This is a genomic window from Prevotella pallens ATCC 700821 (assembly GCF_000220255.1).
Taxonomy (GTDB): Bacteria; Bacteroidota; Bacteroidia; order Bacteroidales; family Bacteroidaceae; genus Prevotella; species Prevotella pallens.
On record NZ_GL982513.1, the window covers coordinates 641970 to 661827 of the forward strand.

Below are 19858 nucleotides of genomic sequence, written 5' to 3' on the forward strand. Positions count from 1 at the left end.
ATAATATAAAAAAAATATTTTCTTATTATATTTTTTACCCTTCGTATAATTGTTTGAGAACTAATAAGTTGTAAATATCCTTTTCTTAAATGTTCATACCTACTGATTATGCTCATCTAAAAATATGAAAAGCCTATAAGGAGCAACTGTTATAAAAAAATGTAACTAATAATACTCCTACTTCCATCTTTTTTATGTATAAGTTAGAGCTTTTTTCTTAGCTAAAATAAGTTATAATTTCAGTGAACTCTTTACTTACGTCATACGTCACAAAAAAATGACGATAAAAAATAGGGGTACATATTACTAAAGTTATGACATCTAATAATACAGAACGCCAATCTTTCACCTGAATTTTCTTGTACATTTTATATAAATGTCTTAAAATCAAGAAAACGACAAAGATAGCTGATAGTATATGTAATACACTTAAGATAACTCCTACCATATAATTTCTTTTATAATAGTAATAGATTTTTTTGATTTTAATAAATTGTTCCATTGCAAAAATAGACATATTTATTAAAACAGCAACATAAATAGTATTATTTTAACTGTTTTTAGTTTCAGATGAGCTGTTTTTGTATCTATGTATAATTATTGATAGAATAGCTTCTTTTGATTTGGACTATACATTTTTTAGTTGCAAACTTTAGAAAGCTAATTGTTTTCTGTCTATATATACTAGAAATCTACATTGAATTACTCTATTTGAAATGGTAATATTAAAGTCTTACGATTTGATTTTTTTATGGAATAAGTAATTAATGCATTCGTCAAGTATCTTAAAACCTAATAGTTTCATAGTAATAAAATAAGCAGCAATAGCCAATATTATTCGTGTTAATAAGAGAACTATGAGATTTTGAATACCGCTTGTGGCAAAATAAACGGCAATTATAATTACTGCCGAGATAAACATATAAGGTATAATGTCGCATAACACATCGTATAAGCGAATTGAGATTTCGCGATAGGCAAAAACTTGCCAAACAAAGAGCCAAAGCACAGTTGCTACAGTATATGCGCTCACCATAAATATCATCCCCTTAGTATAACATAACAAAATAAGTAATAATTGAACTGCAATAAGCGAAGTTGTTATCCATAAATATACATCAGATTTACCACGACTTATCATTAAATTTTGATATAATGTATAAAAAGGTAGGAAAGCACCACTTATACAAAGTATACGAAGTAGCGGAATACTATCTGCCCACTTGTCGGAAATAAGAACTATTATAAATTCATGTGCAACCATACTCAAACCAAACATAGCAGGAAAAGCTAAAAAAGCAGTGAAACGGAGCATTTTTCTAAATACAGTTACTTGTCTTTCTGTTTCTAATTTTACTTCTGCCAATACTGGTTGTGCAACTTGCGATGTTGTTCCCGATATCATTGTACTTGCCATTGTGTCCCATTTAAATGCTTGCGAAAAATTTCCAACAGCATTTGCAGTATAAAGTCTGCCAAAAATGAATGTAAGTAAGTTTTGGCTAACTATGTTTACAACAGTAGTAATTAAAATTTTATAGCTGAAAGAGAACATTTTGCGAATAGGTGCAAAATTAATTTTTAACGAAGGTCGCCACGGAATTATAAAGAAACGTCCTAAACTAGTTAAAGTAATATATAAAACTTGTTGCCAAGCCAAGCTCCAATAACCGTAATTTTGCCATGCTAACACAATACCAACGATACCTGAAATAACTAACGACGATACACGTAAGATAGTTGTTTCTTTTACCATAATGTTTTTAAAGAGATATGCCGTTGGTGCAGTACCAATAGCAGAGAAAAGCAAAGAAACAAATAGAAAGCGCGAAAGATTTACGAGTTCTGTATGGTGGAAGAAATTTGCAATTAGCGGAGCACAAAAGAAAAGTAGCAAATACGAAGACCAACTTACAATAGTACTAAACCAAAATACCGAATTGTAGTCGTTATCGGTAGGATTTTCAAGGTTTGCAATTGCAGAAGTAAAGCCACTTTCTTGTAAAGCACCTGCAACAGCAGTAAAAACCGCAAGCATTCCAATTAAACCATAATCGGCATTGGAAAGTAAACGAGCCAACAAAATACCAATAAGTACATTTAAAATTTGCATTGTACCATTGTTCAATGCTCCCCAGAAAAGGCCTTTTGCTGTTTTTTCTTTTAAAGTTTGTTCTGCCATCTTACTATAATTTTGGTTAAACAATGCGCTTGTTAGTATAGCTTGTCAGCATCTTTCTATAATTTTTATATTTTGCTATAAAACATTTTTACATCGTTTTCAATACATTCAGGAACCAATCCTTTTATAGTTTCTCCCTTTTTTATACGTTGACGAATATCGGTGCTGCTTATATTAATAAGCGGAATGTTCAGTAAGGTTACATTTTTAGTAGAAAATAAATTGCAATTTTCTGTACTTTTGCTACATGTTCTCGGATAAACGGCAATACTATAGTTTTCTAAAATGTCGTTTGCGTGATACCATTTATTAAACGCTAACCAATTGTCGCCACCTATCAAAAGAATAAATTTATTGGCAGGAAAATCAGAAGAAAGTTGTTGTAAAGTGTTCCAAGTATACGATGGCTTTGGTAAACTAAACTCGTAGTTACAAGCAATCATATACTTTTTATTCTTTAAAGCCTTCTCAACTAATTGGAAGCGTAGGGTATCGTTAAGCAATTTATTATTTATTTTAAAAGGATTTTGCGGTGAAACCATAAACCAAACTTCGTCTAATTCAAGTTCCTTAAAGAAAATTTCAGCTAGTTTTATGTGGCCGTTATGAATAGGGTTAAACGAACCACCGTATATTCCAACCTTCATTGCAGCTTACGATTCTATGAAATGTTTTATAATGTTATAGGTTTCACACTTAGCTTTCTCCAAATCGTCGTTCACAATAATATAATCGAATTTATTAGCAAATGTCAATTCATGTTCAGCTTTTGCCATTCTATATTCTATAGCCTCTGCCGAATCAGTTTGTCTTCCCATTAAACGTCTGCGAAGTTCGTCAATAGAAGGCGGTTGAATAAACAAACTTAATGCTTTTTCGCCGTAAAACTGTTTTATGTTGCAGCCACCTTTCACATCAACATCGAAGATTATATTTTGTCCTTTTGCTATTTGGGTATTAACCTGACTTTTTAAAGTACCATAAAAGCGGTCGGTATAAACTTCTTCGTACTCCAAAAAATCGTTATCGTTTATCTTCTTTTTAAAAGCTTCGGGACAGAGAAATATATATTCTACACCATCTTTCTCTGTGCCGCGTGGTTGTCGTGTAGTACAACTTATAGAGAAAGCTAATTTTAGTTCGGGGTGTTCTTTCATTAACCATTGTACAATGGTACTTTTACCAGCTCCAGATGGTGCTGAAAAAATTATTAGTTTACCTTGCATTTGTTGTTCTTTTACAGTACATTCAGCACTTGTTCTTTTATTTGTTCCAGCTCATCTTTCATTTTAACCACAATATTTTGCATTTCGGCTTGGTTACTTTTCGAGCCAGTTGTATTTATTTCGCGTCCCATTTCTTGAGCAATGAAACCCAATTTTTTTCCAACACCGTGTCCTTTTTCCTGCATTGTTTCGCGGAAATAGTTCAGATGGTTTGCTAAGCGTTGTTTTTCTTCGTTAATATCCAGCTTTTCTATGTAGTAAATTAGTTCTTGTTCTAAGCGATTTCTGTCGTAATCTACTTTTGCAACCTGCTCTAATCCCTCTATAATTTTTTCTTTTATCTTTGGAACACGGCTTTCTTCGTAAGGTTCTATGCTTTTTAGAAGAGCTTCTATGTTATTAATTTTTTCGTGGAACTTACGTTCAAGTGCAGCTCCTTCTTGTTTACGGAAATCTATAAGACATTCTACAGCTTTATCGATAGCTTGTTTTGTAACATTCCACTCGTCTTCCTCAAGAATTTCAATTTCTGTTTTTGTTGTAACGTCGGGTAAATGTAACAATGTAGAAAACCAATCGTTTGGTTCAGGAATTCCTATTTCTGTAGCAATATTTTTTATTTGCTGATAATAGTTTTTTACCAATTGTGCATTAATAGGTGTGGCATCTAAAGCAGCATCTTTTTCTATCCAAAGCGAAAAATCTACTTTGCCACGTTCCAACAAATTAGCAAGAGTTTGCCGTACTTCCATTTCCTTTTCTCTATATAAAGGAGCAATACGAGTTGAAAGATCGAAGTTCTTGCTATTTAGCGATTTTATTTCAACACTTATTTTCTTTTCTTTGTAGGTTACAACAGCCTTGCCGTATCCTGTCATTGATAGTATCATAGTCCTTACATTTTATTATTGCAAAAGTACGAAAAAGAGATGAAAGCACCAAATAGGCATTAAATCCTTTTAAAAAGTTACTTAATGGAGCCCAGTGTTATGGTTCTAAACGTGTTATAACCACTGTTTCCATAAATAAAAATCTTGTAAATCGGTGAGCATGTGAAAGAATAATCCAATTCCAATAGGGCGAATCCACCACGGTAGTTTTAGCTTTTCGTAGGGCAATACGCATAAAAGCGCATAAATACAAACCATAAAATAGGAGTGGAGAGGGTGAAAACCTACGCTACAACGGTATGGATTAAACATAGGCGTAGCCAATAAATGGTCTATATCTACAACCATTGTTGCTAACATAATCCAAAACGCCTTTATTCTGTGCTCACGTTTAAAAAATTGTGCAAACAATAAAGGAGAAAGAAAATGTAGCCCGTAGTGTATAATAGCTCTTAATAATGCGATTGACATTGCTTATATTTAATTGTTAGAGATATGCAAATGTAGTTTATTTCTTTATAAATTCCATTGTTTTACTGAAAAGATGCAGTTTATTTATTCTTTTTTTATGTTTCGGGAAAGCATTCCCACGTTATGATAAAGCCTGAATAAGTTTGATATTATGTATTTACTTACAATGTTCGTATAAAGTTGGATACTATTAAAATAATGTAGGTACAACTCTTAAAAGAGCCAATGAACTTGTTATTTTTGTTCTATACAACCATCTGTAAACTAACTTTTATATCATTCTTTGAAGCATCTTTCTGTTGTTTCGTTTAAAACTCTTATCTTTGTAATACGAAAAAAGGTAGAATGAGAGTATTAATTGTAAATACAAGTGAACGAACGGGTGGGGCAGCAGTAGCTGCAAATCGTTTAAAAGATGCATTGAATAAAAATGGAATAGATGCGTCTATGCTTGTTAGAGATAAGTTGAGTAACGATAAAACAGTATTTGCTATTAAAAATAATTGGCGTACAAGATGGAACAAATTGTGGGAACGTTGGTGTGTTTTTTGTCATTTACGTTTTTCAAAGCGAAATCTTTTTGCGATAGATATAGCAAATACAGGAACCGATATTACCCAATTGCCAGAATTTAAGAATGCAGATATTATTCATTTAGCCTGGGTAAATCAAGGTTTTTTATCGCTCAACAATATAGAAAAGATACTAAATTCGGGAAAACCTCTTATATGGACAATGCACGATATATGGCCAGCCACAGCAATTTGCCATATAACATTAGATTGTCGAAAATTTGAAACGCAATGCGAAAAATGTTATTTGTTACCTCTTCCTATTGGGTGTGATATTGCAAAAAGAACGTGGCAACGAAAGGAATTAATAAAAGGACGTTCACACATTATATATATAGCATGCAGTAAATGGCTACAGAACGAAGCTAAAAAGAGCGCATTAATAGGAACGAATGTCATAGAAAGCATTCCAAATCCTATAGATACTAATATCTTTTGCAAAACTAATAAGAACGAAGCACGTAAAAAATTAGGCTTGCCTACCGATAAACGTCTGATACTTTTCGCTTCTCAACGCGTAACAAATAATAATAAAGGTATGAGCTATCTGGTTGAAGCATGCGAGAAAATGGCAAAACAGCATCCAGAAATATTAGTAAATACAGCAGTGGTTGTACTTGGTGGACATGCAGAAGAACTATGTAATAGCTTTAGATTGCCGATGTATCCATTAGGTTACGTGGTTGATACTCAAAAGATAGTAGACGTTTACAATGCTGTAGATGTGTTTGTTACTCCATCTTTATCAGACAATTTGCCCAATACAATTATGGAAGCAATGGCATGTGGCGTTCCTTGCGTTGGTTTTGAAGTAGGAGGAATACCAGAAATGATAGATCATAAGTGCAATGGATATATCGTTCGTCTGAAAGATTCTGCCGATTTAGCCAATGGTATATATTGGGTTTTGAATATTGCCAACTATAATGAGTTGTCTGCTGAAGCGATAAAGAAAGTCAAAGAGAACTATTCGCAAACACGTGTAGCTACACAATATATAGATATTTATAAGAAAGCACTTACTAATTCAAACTATAAACAAAAATGATAACATTTTCTGTAGTAACCATAACATATAATGCTGCCGATGTATTAAAGCCTACACTCGATAGTGTATTACGACAAAGTTTTCCCACAATAGAACATATAATTGTAGATGGGGCTTCAACCGATAACACTTTAGCAATAGCAAACGCTTATAAAGAACTATCGGATAGTGCAGAAAATGGGCACATTGTTCGTATAAAGAGTGAGCCAGATAAAGGTCTTTACGATGCAATGAATAAAGGTTTAGCACGTGCAAATGGCGATTATGTAGTATTTTTAAATGCTGGCGACCGTTTTCCTACTGCCGATACAATAGAAAAAGTGGCTTTAGCAGCTGAAGTTGGAGATGGTGAAAAACGTCCGGTTGTAGTGTATGGAGATACAGACATTATAGATGAAAAAGGAAATTTCTTATATCATCGTAGATTACAGCCTCCAGAGAAACTAACTTGGCGTTCGTTTCGTGATGGTATGTTGGTATGTCATCAAGCTTTTTATGCTCGATTAGATATAGCTAAGAAGATTCCCTTTAATACACATTTTCGTTATTCTGCCGATATAGATTGGTGCATAAAAATAATGCGTGAAGGCGAGAAAGAAGGACTGTTATTACGAAATGTTCACGCTGTGATAGCCAATTATTTGGAAGAGGGACAAACAACAAAACATCATCGAGCATCGCTTTATGAGCGTTTTCGAGTTATGTGTAAACATTATGGCGTGTTTCCAACAATAGCAAAACATGCTTGGTTTGTAGTTAGGTTGTTTACAAAAAAGTAATATTATTAGTATTTCTGCGTTATTTCTATAAATCAAACTTTCTGATGATATGAAAATAAAGATTATTTGTACGCTACTATTCTTCCTGTTTATAGGAATTGGTACACGTATGTGCGCACAGACAAATGCCGTTTTAAACTATCCGATGCCTGCAAAAAAGCAAGTTTCTACACAGAAGCAAAATAAACAATGCACAGGAACGGAAGTTAAAAGACATACTTACAATACTATAGACAATAATATCAATACAACTGATACTATATTGCATAAAAAGAATACATCGGAAGAGAAAATAAAGCAAGGACTTAGTACCATTGGAGATGGAATGGAGCTATTTATGGAGCGAGAGTCTGAAGCTATTGGACGAATAGCTGGTAAAGCTGAAAAGAATGGAAAAAAGTTTCTAAAAAAGATAAGCGATGCTGGTAAAAGATTTGGAAATAAAGTAGGAACGACACTTAATAATGCGAGTGATGCAGTATCCGATCGCCAGATAAATAAGAAGAAATAGTAGCATTTAGTATATTCCTTTGGTATTATTAGATATTTTAGGTACTTTTGTACAATGGTAGTAACATTGCTTTTGCATACGTTCGTTATTCTACAATGCACTTATGAACTCACAAGAAAATAAGAAACCAACATACACTAAAATTGTTGCAATTTGTGCTGGAGTACTTTTCTTTGGCTCAATATTGCTTTCAGTGCTTATGGCTACACGTACAATGGCACCACCACGCAAGTATGAAGTAGATATGGCGGGAACTGTAATAGGCGTAGATACCACATCGAAGATACCAGTATTAACAAAAGAAGAAGCGAAAGAAGTAGAAGTAAAAGAAAATAAGAAGGTAGATTATGTTGAGACAGAAGATGCTAATACTAATGTAAAAGGTATTCCAGAACCCGATCCAATTAATGTTTCAGCTACGCCACCACCTTCAACAAAAGAAGAATCAAACGATAATAGCACAACATCGTCTGATATTAAAACACCTAAGGTAGAACCAATAGAATGACGAAAATAAGTGTTTTTACTTTGAAAATGCTTAAACTCGCTTAAAATAAGCTAAAGCTTTCTTACTTCTATAGCTATCTGCAACAAAATGAATATCTTTGTACAATAAGCAGGCATAATGTGTCTGCGCTTGCTGAATGTAGCAAGTTGATTTTTAAAAAGTATAAATAAAAAACTATTAGTAATATGAAAAAGACCATTTTAGTATTAACCTTGTGTGCAGGCGCACTGTTAATGACAGGCTGTGCTAGCAAGAAAGATTTGCAAAACTGCCAATCAGAAAATCAACGATTAACAAGTGAATATCAGAATGCAAAGGAAACAATTGCAGCAAATAATGCTAGAATTAGAAGCTTAGAAGACCAATTGGCACAGGCAAAGGCTAGTGCTGCAGCATTGCAAGGTAGTCTTGATAAGAGTTTGAATAATGCAAATTCAAACAATATCAATATATCTAAGTTGGTAGATCAAATAAATGAGAGTAACCAATATATCAGACATCTTGTGGAAGTAAAAACGAAGAGCGACTCTCTTAATCTTGTTCTTACCAACAATCTTACTCGGAGCCTTAGCAAAGAAGAACTTAAAGAAGTTGATGTTCAAGTGTTGAAAGGTGTAGTCTACATATCTTTGGCAGACAATATGCTTTATAAGAGTGGTTCGTACGAAGTAAACGATAGAGCAGAACAAACACTTAGCAAGATAGCAAAGATTATTACCGATTACAGAGATTATGATGTTTTGATAGAAGGTAACACCGATAATGTACCTGTAAACACACAAAGTGCACAGATGAAGAATATTCGTAACAATTGGGATCTCTCTTGTTTGCGCGCATCATCAGTAGCACAATACTTGCAAAATCATTTCGGTGTAGACCCAAAACGTTTAACTGCAGGCGGTCGTGGCGAGTTTAATCCTATTGCAACCAACGATACAGAACTTGGAAAGCAACGTAATCGTCGCACACAAATTATCATTACTCCTAAGCTCGACCAGTTTATGGACCTTATCGGTAAGGCTCCAGAGTCTGCTGAGAAATAGAATTAATTTGGTTTAACAATAGATAGAATTTCAAAATCTCCTGCAAATCTATCTCACATTTAAATTATATAGGCGATTGATGAAACGCTATACCATTGTTGCATTGTGTTGCTATGTAATTTACTATGCGGGTAAAACGGTTGGCGAAGCAACTTATTATTTGCTACATTAGGATTGAGAAAAATCTATCAATAGAAAAGTCTTCAAATGTGCAATATGCAATATTTGAAGACTTTTTTTATAGTCGTTTTATTTGTTCTTACCTCATCTTTCTCTGTTTCCGCTCATAGTTTTGCTTCTTTGTTGAGGCTTGTTCTAACAGTTGATAAAGTTATCTTCAATAAGTTTTTCAAAGCCATTGGCAAGCGTTTGCTTTTCTTCAGTGTCGTAGTCAAAGAGTATAACCTCGCCATTCGGCGCTATTGCTATTGGATTACCTGCTCCGTCATCAGAGAAAACAAGACAATTATTTATTTCGGGGAAGAGATTTGCCGTATTAAAAAGATTCCGCGCATTCATCGTTAGGTCAATAATAGTTTCTTTCCCTATTGATGTTCCGTTCTTAAAAGCATAAATAGCTATGCCTGCATACGCTCCTCCGAAATTCAAGATAAACTCTTTATAGTCGTTATCTATTGTTAAGTGAAGTTCTTTTTCGGCATTTTCAATTTCTTCGTAGGTAGCGGCAACGCCCAATAGAGTTGGATTTTCTTTAAAGAAGGCGCTCAATTTCTTAATAATGCTTTGCTTCATATTTTTATTTATAGTTCTCTAATTCGCTTTGAATATCTTTAATAATATCTATCATAGATACATTCAGTCCATAACCGTTGGCAACTGGAAACACCAAAGCATTACTAACGTTGTTTGCTTGTAGCTTTTTTATAATTGTTTCTAGAAATTCGTTAATCTCAAAACTTTTATACGAAACACCTTTCATTCCCCTTGTGTTTGTTGCATAGTGTTCAGCAAAGTCTTTAAACGGAAACAATAGTATATAGAGCTTGCCGTTCTTTGCTTCGTTCAGCACGATATAATCGTCTTCATAAAGCGTCCATACTTGTTCCCAATCGCATATTCGTTTTACAAAGTAGTTGTAACGTTTCTCTGGCGATAGTGCTGTTACAGCTTCAAGTTCTTGTTTAGATACTTTCATCGTTTCTTTAGTTTAATACAAATTATGGTATATTGACGTAATGTTCTCTAATGTCTACATCGTCAGAGTGTGCACATTTTACTTTCAAATCTATTGGCAAGTCGGTCCGAAGACAGATTGCAACTTTGCAAGCCTTGTCTCCTTGCTCATAAATCAAGCGCATCAATCTTTCGTCTAAACCGTTCTTTTCTGCAATTTCTGCCAGAATGCTATAGGCTAAGTCGTTTAATGGCTTCTTCAGCAATTCAGTAACGATAAGTTCAAAGTCTGGTATTTGAATGTCCAGGTGTAGAGATATATTTGTCGAAGTATCCCATACGTTGCTCAATTCTTCGAAGTTACAGAGTATTTTCTCCTTATTTATATATAATATATCCATTTGAACAATTTATTATATTTGTATATGACTCTTTCGATTACTTGAAATTATTTCTTAGCTCCAGCAACAGTTTGGTTGTTATTTTACTGAAAGGAATATACTCTTTCACTAAGTATGAGTTGTCGGGTATATCCTTTTCAGGATCTCCTCTGTACACATAGCTTTCACCATAGCGATGCAATACAAACTCTTTTCTTTTTGTGTCGTATCGGAATGTAGTGTAAGTTAATACGAAATAGAACCCTGCACAGTACGAATCTTCTACTGTAAAGTAATGTCCTTTAACTTTTATATCGCGGAAGCCATCGGCTGGACAGTTATCGTCTATGGAAAATGTGTTAAAACGTGATATCTCTTTACCATTCTTCAGCAATATAATAGCAACAGAATTGCCCAATATAGTATCGTTATTTTCCTTTTCGTTGCCTCCCACTTCTATGGAATATACTTCTCCCTTGCCAAAATTCATTTTACATTGAGGCGAATATTCATATTGTGCTAAAGCTGGTAAGATGTTATAACAGATAGCTAATAACGATAAAAGAATAAATTTCTTCATCTCTTGTTGCATGTCTATAGTTGGTTTTTATATCTATATGTTGATGGACAACAATAAGTAAATAACAGTTGCAAATATACGAAATATTATTTGGACAGGTTTTGCTTGGTATAAAAAAATGTAGAGTAAAATATTAAATACATAAATATAAGATAATAAGAACGGCATTTGGAGAACGAACAATGAATATTTCTGTAAAACCATCTAAGTGGCATCAAATTAGTTAAGACTTTATGTAGCAAGAATATACAATTTTTGTGCAATATAAGAACCTCTTTGCGTATTTTCGTTGATTTATATCAATATTTATCTTTTTTAGGCAAAACAATCTTTGAAATATTTGCAGGAAGTTTAATTTATGCGTACCTTTGCATTGTCAAAAGGTTAATAGATTGTTTAGGTTAGTAGTAATAGATTTAGGTTTTTAGTTATTTTTTAAAGGTAAAAGTTTAACAGGTTGTAATAAAGGGTATCAGGAAATCGTGAGATTTTCTCTATTCATAGACTATAACAATTTAGTTAAACAACATAAATGCGGAAGCTCGTTGAGAGTTTCCGTATTTGTTTTATATATCGGTTATAGAATTTTCTTATTCTTCGTACATACATATTTAATAAATGTTGTGGCTTTGCTTAATTTGATATTTGGGGTTGCAACACACCAATAGCCGAACTTTGCAGTATGGCTAAATTCGGCGTTATACATTGTTGGTTGGGCTTTTACAATAATACTTAAATAGCAACATAACATAATAAGAGAATTCATACAGTTCAACAAAAGAAATATTTTTTAGGTGTTACAATATAGCCTCATAAAGGTTGTAGTTTTTTATGATATCTAATTTGCAACTTACAGATATCTGAGACGATCGTTACAGATATCTGAGACGATTGTTTCAGATATCTAAAACAAAGCTAACTGTATTCTACATTTTTTTATCACCATAAGAAAAGTTTTAATTACTTGCTGGTTAGGCAGTAAGCACTGTTTATAATTTACTAGCATATTTCCAACTGTGCTGTTATTTAACCCTATAACGAAGGCATAGCAAACAGTAGCGAGATAGAAAGAAAAACAAACTGCAACCATAAAACAAGAGGTAACCGAAGTTGTAGCTGAAAAGGTATGAAGGTGCTACAGTTTACCCCAAATCACTCATTAGAACCTAAACAAATTTTGTTTTATTATCGAGCAAATTGCCTGTTGCTGCAATGCAGGCGTAGCGGATTATGTAAAGTTACAAAGACAGACAAGATACCGATAAGAAAATAAAAGATGTTAGGAAACAATACCATAGTGATAAGAACTATATATATTGTAGTCTAATGACCATTTTTGGTTTAATAGTCGTTTTGGCTTTGCATTAGTTTTTTTAGACCAAATAAATACAGTAACTAAATTTGCTAACTATCCTAAAAAAGGAAGTTTTTTCTTGTTCTTTCTTCGATTAAAGTGTATCTTTGCAAAAGAAAATCTTATAAATAAGAGGTATACTAATTATATTTAGCACCTCTATGATACACACCTAATTACATAAAACGAATATGATTCTATTTTTCTTGGCTTCTTACGATACAGTAATTGCTACTGAAATCGACCATAATCCAACAAAGGAAGAGATTGAAAAGTTGAGTTGGCTTTACGGCAATGCAAAGTTAATAAACGACAAGCAACTGTCGGGTTACTATCTTGGGCCACGTCGCGAAATGATAACCCCATGGAGTACGAATGCCGTTGAAATAACTCAGAACATGGGTATCAACGGCATTTCGCGTATAGAAGAATACTTCCCAGCACAGTCTATGGAGGCAAATCCAGATAGAATGATATTCAGAAACTACGATGGATTAAATCAAGACATTTTTACTGTAGACATTCAGCCAGCCGACATAAAATTTATTGATAACTTAGAAAAGTTTAACGAAGAAGAGGGATTGGCACTGTCGCCAGAAGAAATAGAATATTTACATGAGGTAGAGAAGCAAAACAACCGTCCATTAACCGATTCAGAAGTGTTTGGTTTTGCACAAATCAACTCCGAACACTGCCGTCATAAAATATTCGGAGGAGAGTTTGTTATAGATGGTAAGAAAATGGAAAGCAGCCTTTTCAACCTTATAAAGAAGACTACAAAAGAAAATCCGGGCAAAATTTTGTCTGCATATAAAGATAATGTAGCTTTTGCTGAAGGTCCAGAAATAGAACAATTTGCTCCAGAGAACCAAAGCACATCAGACTATTTTAAGATAAAAAACATAGAGAGTGTAATCTCGTTAAAAGCCGAAACTCACAATTTCCCCACCACAGTAGAGCCTTTTAATGGCGCTGCAACGGGTACGGGTGGCGAAATTCGCGACCGTATGGGTGGTGGCGTAGGTTCTTGGCCAATTGCTGGAACTGCAGTTTATATGACGGCATACCCACGATTGAAAGACGAAAATGGAAAGACACCAGCTTTACGCGATTGGGAAGACATTCTGCCAGTGCGCAAATGGCTGTATCAAACACCTCAACAAATACTTACAAAAGCTTCTAATGGAGCAAGCGATTTTGGTAATAAGTTTGGCCAACCATTGATTGCAGGTTCTGTTTTGACTTTCGAACATCAAGAAAATGGTGAAAAATATGCTTACGATAAAGTTGTAATGCTTGCTGGAGGAGTAGGCTACGGAACAAAACGCGACTGTTTAAAGAAAGAGCCACAGCCAGGAAATAAAGTAGTTGTGGTGGGTGGCGATAACTATCGCATAGGGCTTGGTGGAGGCTCTGTTTCATCGGTAGATACAGGTAGATATTCAAACGGAATAGAATTGAATGCAATTCAGCGTGCCAATCCAGAAATGCAGAAGCGAGCTTATAATCTTGTTCGTGCATTGGTAGAAGAAAACGAAAACCCGGTTGTTTCTATTCACGACCACGGTTCGGCAGGACATTTGAACTGTTTGAGCGAATTAGTGGAAGACTGCGGAGGCAAAATAGAAATGGATAAATTGCCTATTGGCGATAAAACATTAAGCGCAAAGGAAATTATAGCAAACGAATCGCAAGAACGTATGGGCTTGTTGATAGACGAAAAACATTTAGACCACGTTTGCCGTATAGCTGAACGCGAACGCGCTCCGATGTATGTAGTAGGCGAAACTACAGGCGATGCACACTTCTCGTTTGTTCAGAAAGATGGTGTGAAACCATTTGATCTTGATGTTGCGCAGATGTTCGGACATTCGCCAAAAACCATAATGAAAGACGAAACAGTAGAGCGCAAGTACGCTGACGTTACTTACAATATAGAAAAGATAGACGATTACGTTGCACGTGTGCTACAATTAGAAGCCGTTGCTTGTAAAGATTGGCTAACAAATAAGGTAGACCGCTCAGTTACAGGACGCATAGCACGCCAGCAATGTCAAGGACAAGTGCAATTGCCACTATCCGATTGTGGAGTAGTAGCTCTCGACTATCGTGGCTATAAAGGTATAGCAACAGCCATTGGACACGCTCCACAGGCAGGATTGGCATCGCCAGAAGCAGGGTCGGTACTATCTGTAGCAGAAGCCTTAACCAATATAGTATGGGCTCCGCTTGCTGAAGGAATGGATAGTATTAGTCTTTCTGCAAACTGGATGTGGCCTTGTCGTGCACAAAAAGGAGAAGATGCACGCCTTTATAGTGCAGTGAAAGCATTGTCAGACTTCTGTTGTGCCATTGGTGTTAATGTGCCAACAGGTAAAGATTCGCTATCGCTCACACAACAATATCCTAACGGTGAGAAGATTGTTTCGCCAGGAACAGTTATCGTTTCAAGTGGAGCAGAGGTGAGCAACGTGCGTAAGGTGGTTTCGCCAGTGTTAGTAAATAACAAGAAAACACGCTTATACCATATCGACTTCAGTTTCGATGAACAGCGTTTGGGTGGCTCAGCCTTTGCACAAAGTTTAGGAAAGGTTGGCTCTGACGTTCCTACTGTAAAAGAACCACGCTACTTCTGCGATTGTTTCGATGCTATTCAAGAGATGATTCAACGTGGTTGGATACTTGCTGGACATGATATTTCGGCTGGTGGTATGATAACAACACTGCTCGAGATGACCTTTGCAAATCCTGAAGGCGGATTGAATATTAATTTGCACGATATGCAAGGCGACGACATTGTGCGTAAGTTATTTGCAGAAAATCCTGGTGTTATTATTCAAGTTGCCGATGAACACAACGATGAGGTAAAGGCATTCTTAGAAGATAATTGTATTGGTTTCGCACGTATTGGTAATCCAAATACTAAGAATAGAATGCTAACCATTACTGACGGAAGTTGGAAACACGAATTTGATATTGATGCTTTACGTGAGAAATGGTATGAAACATCTTATTTGTTAGACCGTAAACAAACAGCAAACGAATTAGCAGAGAAACGCCACAACAACTATAAGGTACAGCCTATTGAAATGAAATTCAATGCAGACTTTACTGGTACGTTGCAACAGTATGGCTTAAATCCAAACCGTTGGAAAGATAATGCACCTATAACACATCAAACTCCAAAGGCTGCAATTATTCGTGAGAAAGGAACAAACGGCGACCGCGAAATGGCATATAGTCTTTATCTCGCAGGCTTCGAGGTGAAAGATGTTACAATGACCGACCTTATCTCTGGGCGCGAAACACTTGAAGAAGTAAATATGATAGTGTTCTGTGGTGGCTTCTCTAATTCAGATGTACTCGGTTCTGCTAAAGGTTGGGCGGGAGCTTTCCTCTATAATCCAAAGGCAAAACAAGCTCTCGACAAGTTCTATGCCCGTAAAGATACACTCTCACTTGGTATTTGTAATGGTTGTCAGCTTATGGTAGAACTGAACTTAATTAATCCAGAGCATAAGCATCGAGCACAACTGGTGCATAATGATAGTCATAAGTTTGAGAGTGCTTATTTAGGACTGAACATTCCAGAGAATAAGAGTGTAATGTTTGGCTCGCTTAGCGGTAATAAACTTGGCATTTGGGTGGCACACGGAGAAGGTAAGTTTATGCTTCCAGAGCCTGAAGACCGTTATAATATTGTGGCAAAATACAATTATGCACAATATCCTGGTAATCCGAATGGCTCTAATTATAATGTGGCAGGTATTTGCTCAAACGATGGTAGACACCTTGCAATGATGCCTCATTTAGAGCGTTCAATCTTTCCATGGCAACAAGGTTGGTATCCTATGGAACATCGTAACGACGAGGTTACTCCATGGATAGAAGCATTTGTGAATGCTCGCAAATGGGTAGAGGAACATCTTCATTAAGTCGGAAGAGCGAATACTAATTTTATTTAGTGTATTGCTAAAGCGTGAAAACGCACTTTTCGACGAGTGAGAATCGAACGATAAGAATAATAAATGTTAGACAACAAAAACAAAGAACTTAACAATGCAAGCCTATCTTCTTCTGAAAAAGAAGAGAATGGGCTTGCCATTTATTGGAATGCCTTTAAAACATTCTTTAAAATAGGAGCCTTTACACTTGGCGGAGGCTATGCTATGATTTCTATTATAGAGAGTGAAGTTGTAGATAAGCAAAAATGGATAAGTAAAGAAGACTTTGTAGACCTTATAGCGGTTGCTCAAAGCTGTCCGGGTGTATTTGCTATTAATATAAGTACCTTCGTTGGATACAAAATCCGAAAGACTCCTGGTGCATTGTGCACCAGTTTGGGTACAGCACTTCCTTCTTTCCTTATAATACTTCTTATTGCTATGTTCTTTCATCATTTTATGGACATAGCTTGGGTAGCGGCAATGTTTCGTGGCATTCGTCCAGCAGTTGTTGCATTAATAGCTGTGCCAACGTTTAGCCTTGCGAAGAGTGCTAAGATAACTCTCGCTAACTGTTGGATACCAATTCTCACAGCTTTGCTTATTGCTTATTTAGGAGTGAACCCTATATATGTGCTTATTGCAGCCGCTATTGGTGGCTATTTATATGGTAAATTTATTGTTCCAACCGAATAGCGATGATAATATTTCTGCAACTCTTTTATACATTCTTTGTTATAGGATTGTTTGGATTTGGTGGAGGTTATGGAATGCTTTCGCTTATTCAAACAGAAACTGTAATGCATCATCATTGGTTGTCGTCTGCCGAATTTACCAACATTGTGGCTATATCGCAAATGACACCTGGCCCTATTGGCATTAACTCGGCTACATATTGTGGCTACGCTGCTGTGCACAATATGGGACTATCCAACACAATGGCTATATTTGGTAGCATTACCGCCACGTCTGCTTTAGTGTTACCTTCGCTTATTTTGATGCTACTTATCAGCAAGATGTTTCTTAAATATATGAAGACACCTGCTGTTCAATCTATATTTATGGGATTGCGCCCAGTAGTGGTTGGCTTGTTGGCTGCTGCTACTTTGTTGCTTTGCAATGCCGAAAACTTCTCGCTGCCAAGTATAAATGTGTGGCAATTTTCTATTAGTATAGGTTTGTTTATTGCAACTTTTATTGGAACTATGTGGTTAAAGATAAATCCAATTAGAATGATTTGTTATGCTGCAGTAGCGGGAATGTTACTTCTGTATTAGCCTCTTAAAGCACATTAATATTTTATAGATACGATATAACTCAAACTGAAGAATAAATACAAGAAAAATTATGTTTAAACTAAAACAAGTGCTGCTTTTAGTAGCTCTAAGCGTTGCTTTAGCTGTATACGCACAAGGTCCTAATGGTACAGGAACGTACTATAAAGGCGCAGATGGATTCTCTGGTAAAACTTTAAAAACAAAGTTGTATCATATAGTGGGAAAACTGCACACTACTGATTATAACGGATTGTGGCAAACTTACAAAACAACAGATAAGCGTCCAGATGGCAAATTGTGGGATATGTATTCTAAAGTAACAAGCTACGAAATTGGTAGCTCTTCGCAGGGGCACCCTTCTGGTCGTGAAGGCGATGGTTATAATCGTGAACATTCCGTACCAAAGAGCTGGTTTAACAAGCAAACTCCAATGCACAACGATGCTTTCCATGTGGTTCCGTCAGACACGTATGTAAATAGCGTGCGAGGTAATTTACCTTATGGTGAAAACAATGGTGAAATGTTTAAGGGACAAGGCAACTTTGCAAAGAAAGGAAAATGCACCACCGCTGGTTATACAGGAACAGTGTTCGAACCTGCAGACGAATATAAAGGCGACTTTGCACGTATATACTTCTATATGGCTACAGCTTACGAAGCTGCCATTGCCAATTGGAAATCACCCGTAATGAGCGGCGACGAATATAAGCCATACGTAAAGTGGCAAATGGATATGCTGTTGCGTTGGGCTAAAGAAGACCCCGTGAGCCAAAAAGAAATTCTACGCAACGAAGCTGTTTATAAAGTCCAGGGAAACCGCAACCCTTATGTAGACTATCCCGGATTAGAAGAATATGTTTGGGGAAACAAGGTAAACGATAAGTTTAGCTACGACCATTACGTTAGCCCGAACCCAGCAAACCCTACCGATATAGGAGGCGTTTATCCAGGACATAATGGTGAAAATCCAACAGAACCTGTTAATCCAGAAAATTCTACCGATAAATATGTGTTTAAAAAAATAACCAAAAGTAGCGAACTACAGCCCGAAACACAATATATTATTGTATGCGAACAAGCAAACACAGCACTAAGCAAGGCTGATGGAACAAAAACATCAAGCTTTTATGCGCCTGCAAATGTAGAAATAAACAACTCTACCATAACAACCGCAGTTGATGGAAACAACACCCCGCACCAAATAACCATAAGCGGAACAGATGGCGCATACGCATTATACGATGTTGCCGGAAAGGTTTACCTTATAAGTAAAACAAAAAAGAATGTGTTAGAAGGCGTAACAAACAAATCGGCATCGTGGACCATTACTTTCTCTAACGATGGAAATGCCGAAATAAAGTCGAACTTATCCGACAACCGTTCCATATTCTATAACACACAAATGGCACGTTTTGCTACTTACACCACAACCACACAGAAACCAGTGCAACTATACAAATTTGTTAAAGTTGTAACCGGCATAACAAATGTAGAAAACAATACACATAAAAACACATCGGGCGTTTATACGCTCTATGGACAAAAAATAAGTAACAAAGCCGAAACATCTCATTTACCCAAAGGCGTATATGTTGTAAATGGAAAAAAAGTGCTTGTAAAATAAAATATACAACAATATCTCTTATACGAGCCGTACAGCTATAGTGGCACAAAGCAAAATAAGTGTTTTAACTTTGAAACCACTATAGCCATACGGCTTTTTTCATTAAAACACAGATGAATATTAATAAGAAATGAAGAGAAATATAATTAGTTTTTTCAATTTCTTATTATTATTTTGAGCATAACCAGCATGTCTCACTTTTAATATAAGAAAACAAGAGAGAATAAGCGTAAAAGAAAGATAAAGTGGAAAATATTTTGCAATAAATTTGAACGTAACGTTTTTTTCTTTTATATTTGTAGCAACTTTAGTCCATAGTGTATTTCTCTATTTTT

General features: G+C 35.5%; 18 protein-coding genes. 9 read left to right on the forward strand and 9 right to left on the reverse strand.

The annotated features are described in order from the left end of the window. Window positions 1–733: 733 nt before the first annotated feature. From HMPREF9144_RS02445 to HMPREF9144_RS02465, 5 genes are all read right to left on the reverse strand, one after another. Window positions 734–2182, reverse strand: a complete 1449-nt coding sequence (locus HMPREF9144_RS02445; protein ID WP_006044249.1) for a lipopolysaccharide biosynthesis protein — start codon at window positions 2180–2182, stop codon at window positions 734–736. Window positions 2183–2247: 65 nt separating this feature from the next. After that, window positions 2248–2829 carry a nicotinate (nicotinamide) nucleotide adenylyltransferase gene (gene nadD, locus HMPREF9144_RS02450; RefSeq protein WP_006044250.1) on the reverse strand — a complete coding sequence of 194 codons (582 nt, stop codon included), beginning with the start codon at window positions 2827–2829 and terminating at the stop codon, window positions 2248–2250. Between the two features lie 6 nt (window positions 2830–2835). Further along, window positions 2836–3408: a guanylate kinase gene (gene gmk, locus HMPREF9144_RS02455; RefSeq protein ID WP_006044251.1), complete on the reverse strand. Its 573-nt coding sequence runs from the start codon at window positions 3406–3408 to the stop codon at window positions 2836–2838. Window positions 3409–3419: 11 nt separating this feature from the next. Beyond that, window positions 3420–4298, reverse strand: coding sequence for a YicC/YloC family endoribonuclease (locus tag HMPREF9144_RS02460; protein WP_006044252.1), 879 nt, complete (start codon window positions 4296–4298; stop codon window positions 3420–3422). Window positions 4299–4412: 114 nt separating this feature from the next. Next, window positions 4413–4769: a DUF6122 family protein gene (locus tag HMPREF9144_RS02465; RefSeq protein ID WP_006044253.1), complete on the reverse strand. Its 357-nt coding sequence runs from the start codon at window positions 4767–4769 to the stop codon at window positions 4413–4415. Between the two features lie 345 nt (window positions 4770–5114). Between HMPREF9144_RS02465 and HMPREF9144_RS02470 the strand changes: the two genes are divergently transcribed. The 5 genes from HMPREF9144_RS02470 (at window position 5115) to HMPREF9144_RS02490 (ending at window position 9230) form a co-directional block, all read left to right on the forward strand. Next, a complete protein-coding gene (locus tag HMPREF9144_RS02470) occupies window positions 5115–6389 on the forward strand; it encodes a glycosyltransferase family 4 protein (RefSeq protein WP_006044254.1) in 1275 nt (424 codons plus the stop codon). Further along, window positions 6386–7168 carry a glycosyltransferase family 2 protein gene (locus HMPREF9144_RS02475; RefSeq protein WP_006044255.1) on the forward strand — a complete coding sequence of 261 codons (783 nt, stop codon included), beginning with the start codon at window positions 6386–6388 and terminating at the stop codon, window positions 7166–7168. The genes HMPREF9144_RS02470 and HMPREF9144_RS02475 overlap by 4 nt, the downstream gene beginning before the upstream one ends. Before the next feature lie 49 nt (window positions 7169–7217). Next, window positions 7218–7679: a hypothetical protein gene (locus tag HMPREF9144_RS02480; RefSeq protein ID WP_006044256.1), complete on the forward strand. Its 462-nt coding sequence runs from the start codon at window positions 7218–7220 to the stop codon at window positions 7677–7679. 103 nt (window positions 7680–7782) lie between these two features. Further along, on the forward strand, window positions 7783–8187 hold the full coding sequence (locus HMPREF9144_RS02485; protein ID WP_006044257.1) for a hypothetical protein: 405 nt from the start codon (window positions 7783–7785) through the stop codon (window positions 8185–8187). Between the two features lie 185 nt (window positions 8188–8372). Continuing rightward, on the forward strand, window positions 8373–9230 hold the full coding sequence (locus HMPREF9144_RS02490; protein ID WP_006044258.1) for an OmpA/MotB family protein: 858 nt from the start codon (window positions 8373–8375) through the stop codon (window positions 9228–9230). Window positions 9231–9545: 315 nt separating this feature from the next. Here the strand turns inward: HMPREF9144_RS02490 and HMPREF9144_RS02495 are convergent, their stop codons facing one another. The 4 genes from HMPREF9144_RS02495 to HMPREF9144_RS02510 are packed head-to-tail and all read right to left on the reverse strand — an operon-like array spanning window position 9546 to window position 11324. After that, window positions 9546–9983, reverse strand: coding sequence for an SMI1/KNR4 family protein (locus HMPREF9144_RS02495; RefSeq protein ID WP_006044259.1), 438 nt, complete (start codon window positions 9981–9983; stop codon window positions 9546–9548). 4 nt (window positions 9984–9987) lie between these two features. Continuing rightward, entirely contained in the window at window positions 9988–10386 is a 399-nt protein-coding gene (locus tag HMPREF9144_RS02500) for a DUF2750 domain-containing protein (RefSeq protein WP_006044260.1), read from the reverse strand. Between the two features lie 22 nt (window positions 10387–10408). Next, on the reverse strand, window positions 10409–10765 hold the full coding sequence (locus HMPREF9144_RS02505; RefSeq protein WP_006044261.1) for a hypothetical protein: 357 nt from the start codon (window positions 10763–10765) through the stop codon (window positions 10409–10411). A gap of 37 nt (window positions 10766–10802) precedes the next feature. After that, the gene (locus HMPREF9144_RS02510; RefSeq protein WP_040595521.1) at window positions 10803–11324 is read right to left on the reverse strand and encodes a hypothetical protein; all 522 of its coding nucleotides are present in this window, start codon (window positions 11322–11324) and stop codon (window positions 10803–10805) included. Window positions 11325–12869: 1545 nt separating this feature from the next. Here HMPREF9144_RS02510 and purL point away from each other — a divergent pair. The 4 genes from purL (at window position 12870) to HMPREF9144_RS02535 (ending at window position 19523) form a co-directional block, all read left to right on the forward strand. Then, the gene (gene purL, locus HMPREF9144_RS02520; RefSeq protein WP_006044265.1) at window positions 12870–16613 is read left to right on the forward strand and encodes a phosphoribosylformylglycinamidine synthase; all 3744 of its coding nucleotides are present in this window, start codon (window positions 12870–12872) and stop codon (window positions 16611–16613) included. Between the two features lie 93 nt (window positions 16614–16706). Continuing rightward, the gene (locus HMPREF9144_RS02525) at window positions 16707–17318 is read left to right on the forward strand and encodes a chromate transporter (RefSeq protein WP_006044266.1); all 612 of its coding nucleotides are present in this window, start codon (window positions 16707–16709) and stop codon (window positions 17316–17318) included. A gap of 5 nt (window positions 17319–17323) precedes the next feature. Continuing rightward, entirely contained in the window at window positions 17324–17899 is a 576-nt protein-coding gene (locus HMPREF9144_RS02530) for a chromate transporter (protein ID WP_040595523.1), read from the forward strand. A 70-nt stretch (window positions 17900–17969) separates the two neighbouring features. Further along, window positions 17970–19523 carry an HNH endonuclease signature motif containing protein gene (locus HMPREF9144_RS02535; protein WP_006044268.1) on the forward strand — a complete coding sequence of 518 codons (1554 nt, stop codon included), beginning with the start codon at window positions 17970–17972 and terminating at the stop codon, window positions 19521–19523. Window positions 19524–19858: the final 335 nt, after the last annotated feature.

What these genes read in the sequence shown, in the direction of transcription:
- HMPREF9144_RS02445 (WP_006044249.1), bottom strand. Translation starts at nt 2,182, where the DNA reads ATGGCAGAACAAACTTTAAAAGAAAAAACAGCAAAAGGCCTTTTCTGG.
- nadD (WP_006044250.1), bottom strand. Translation starts at nt 2,829, where the DNA reads ATGAAGGTTGGAATATACGGTGGTTCGTTTAACCCTATTCATAACGGC.
- gmk (WP_006044251.1), bottom strand. Translation starts at nt 3,408, where the DNA reads ATGCAAGGTAAACTAATAATTTTTTCAGCACCATCTGGAGCTGGTAAA.
- HMPREF9144_RS02460 (WP_006044252.1), bottom strand. Translation starts at nt 4,298, where the DNA reads ATGATACTATCAATGACAGGATACGGCAAGGCTGTTGTAACCTACAAA.
- HMPREF9144_RS02465 (WP_006044253.1), bottom strand. Translation starts at nt 4,769, where the DNA reads ATGTCAATCGCATTATTAAGAGCTATTATACACTACGGGCTACATTTT.
- HMPREF9144_RS02470 (WP_006044254.1), top strand. Translation starts at nt 5,115, where the DNA reads ATGAGAGTATTAATTGTAAATACAAGTGAACGAACGGGTGGGGCAGCA.
- HMPREF9144_RS02475 (WP_006044255.1), top strand. Translation starts at nt 6,386, where the DNA reads ATGATAACATTTTCTGTAGTAACCATAACATATAATGCTGCCGATGTA.
- HMPREF9144_RS02480 (WP_006044256.1), top strand. Translation starts at nt 7,218, where the DNA reads ATGAAAATAAAGATTATTTGTACGCTACTATTCTTCCTGTTTATAGGA.
- HMPREF9144_RS02485 (WP_006044257.1), top strand. Translation starts at nt 7,783, where the DNA reads ATGAACTCACAAGAAAATAAGAAACCAACATACACTAAAATTGTTGCA.
- HMPREF9144_RS02490 (WP_006044258.1), top strand. Translation starts at nt 8,373, where the DNA reads ATGAAAAAGACCATTTTAGTATTAACCTTGTGTGCAGGCGCACTGTTA.
- HMPREF9144_RS02495 (WP_006044259.1), bottom strand. Translation starts at nt 9,983, where the DNA reads ATGAAGCAAAGCATTATTAAGAAATTGAGCGCCTTCTTTAAAGAAAAT.
- HMPREF9144_RS02500 (WP_006044260.1), bottom strand. Translation starts at nt 10,386, where the DNA reads ATGAAAGTATCTAAACAAGAACTTGAAGCTGTAACAGCACTATCGCCA.
- HMPREF9144_RS02505 (WP_006044261.1), bottom strand. Translation starts at nt 10,765, where the DNA reads ATGGATATATTATATATAAATAAGGAGAAAATACTCTGTAACTTCGAA.
- HMPREF9144_RS02510 (WP_040595521.1), bottom strand. Translation starts at nt 11,324, where the DNA reads ATGAAGAAATTTATTCTTTTATCGTTATTAGCTATCTGTTATAACATC.
- purL (WP_006044265.1), top strand. Translation starts at nt 12,870, where the DNA reads ATGATTCTATTTTTCTTGGCTTCTTACGATACAGTAATTGCTACTGAA.
- HMPREF9144_RS02525 (WP_006044266.1), top strand. Translation starts at nt 16,707, where the DNA reads ATGTTAGACAACAAAAACAAAGAACTTAACAATGCAAGCCTATCTTCT.
- HMPREF9144_RS02535 (WP_006044268.1), top strand. Translation starts at nt 17,970, where the DNA reads ATGTTTAAACTAAAACAAGTGCTGCTTTTAGTAGCTCTAAGCGTTGCT.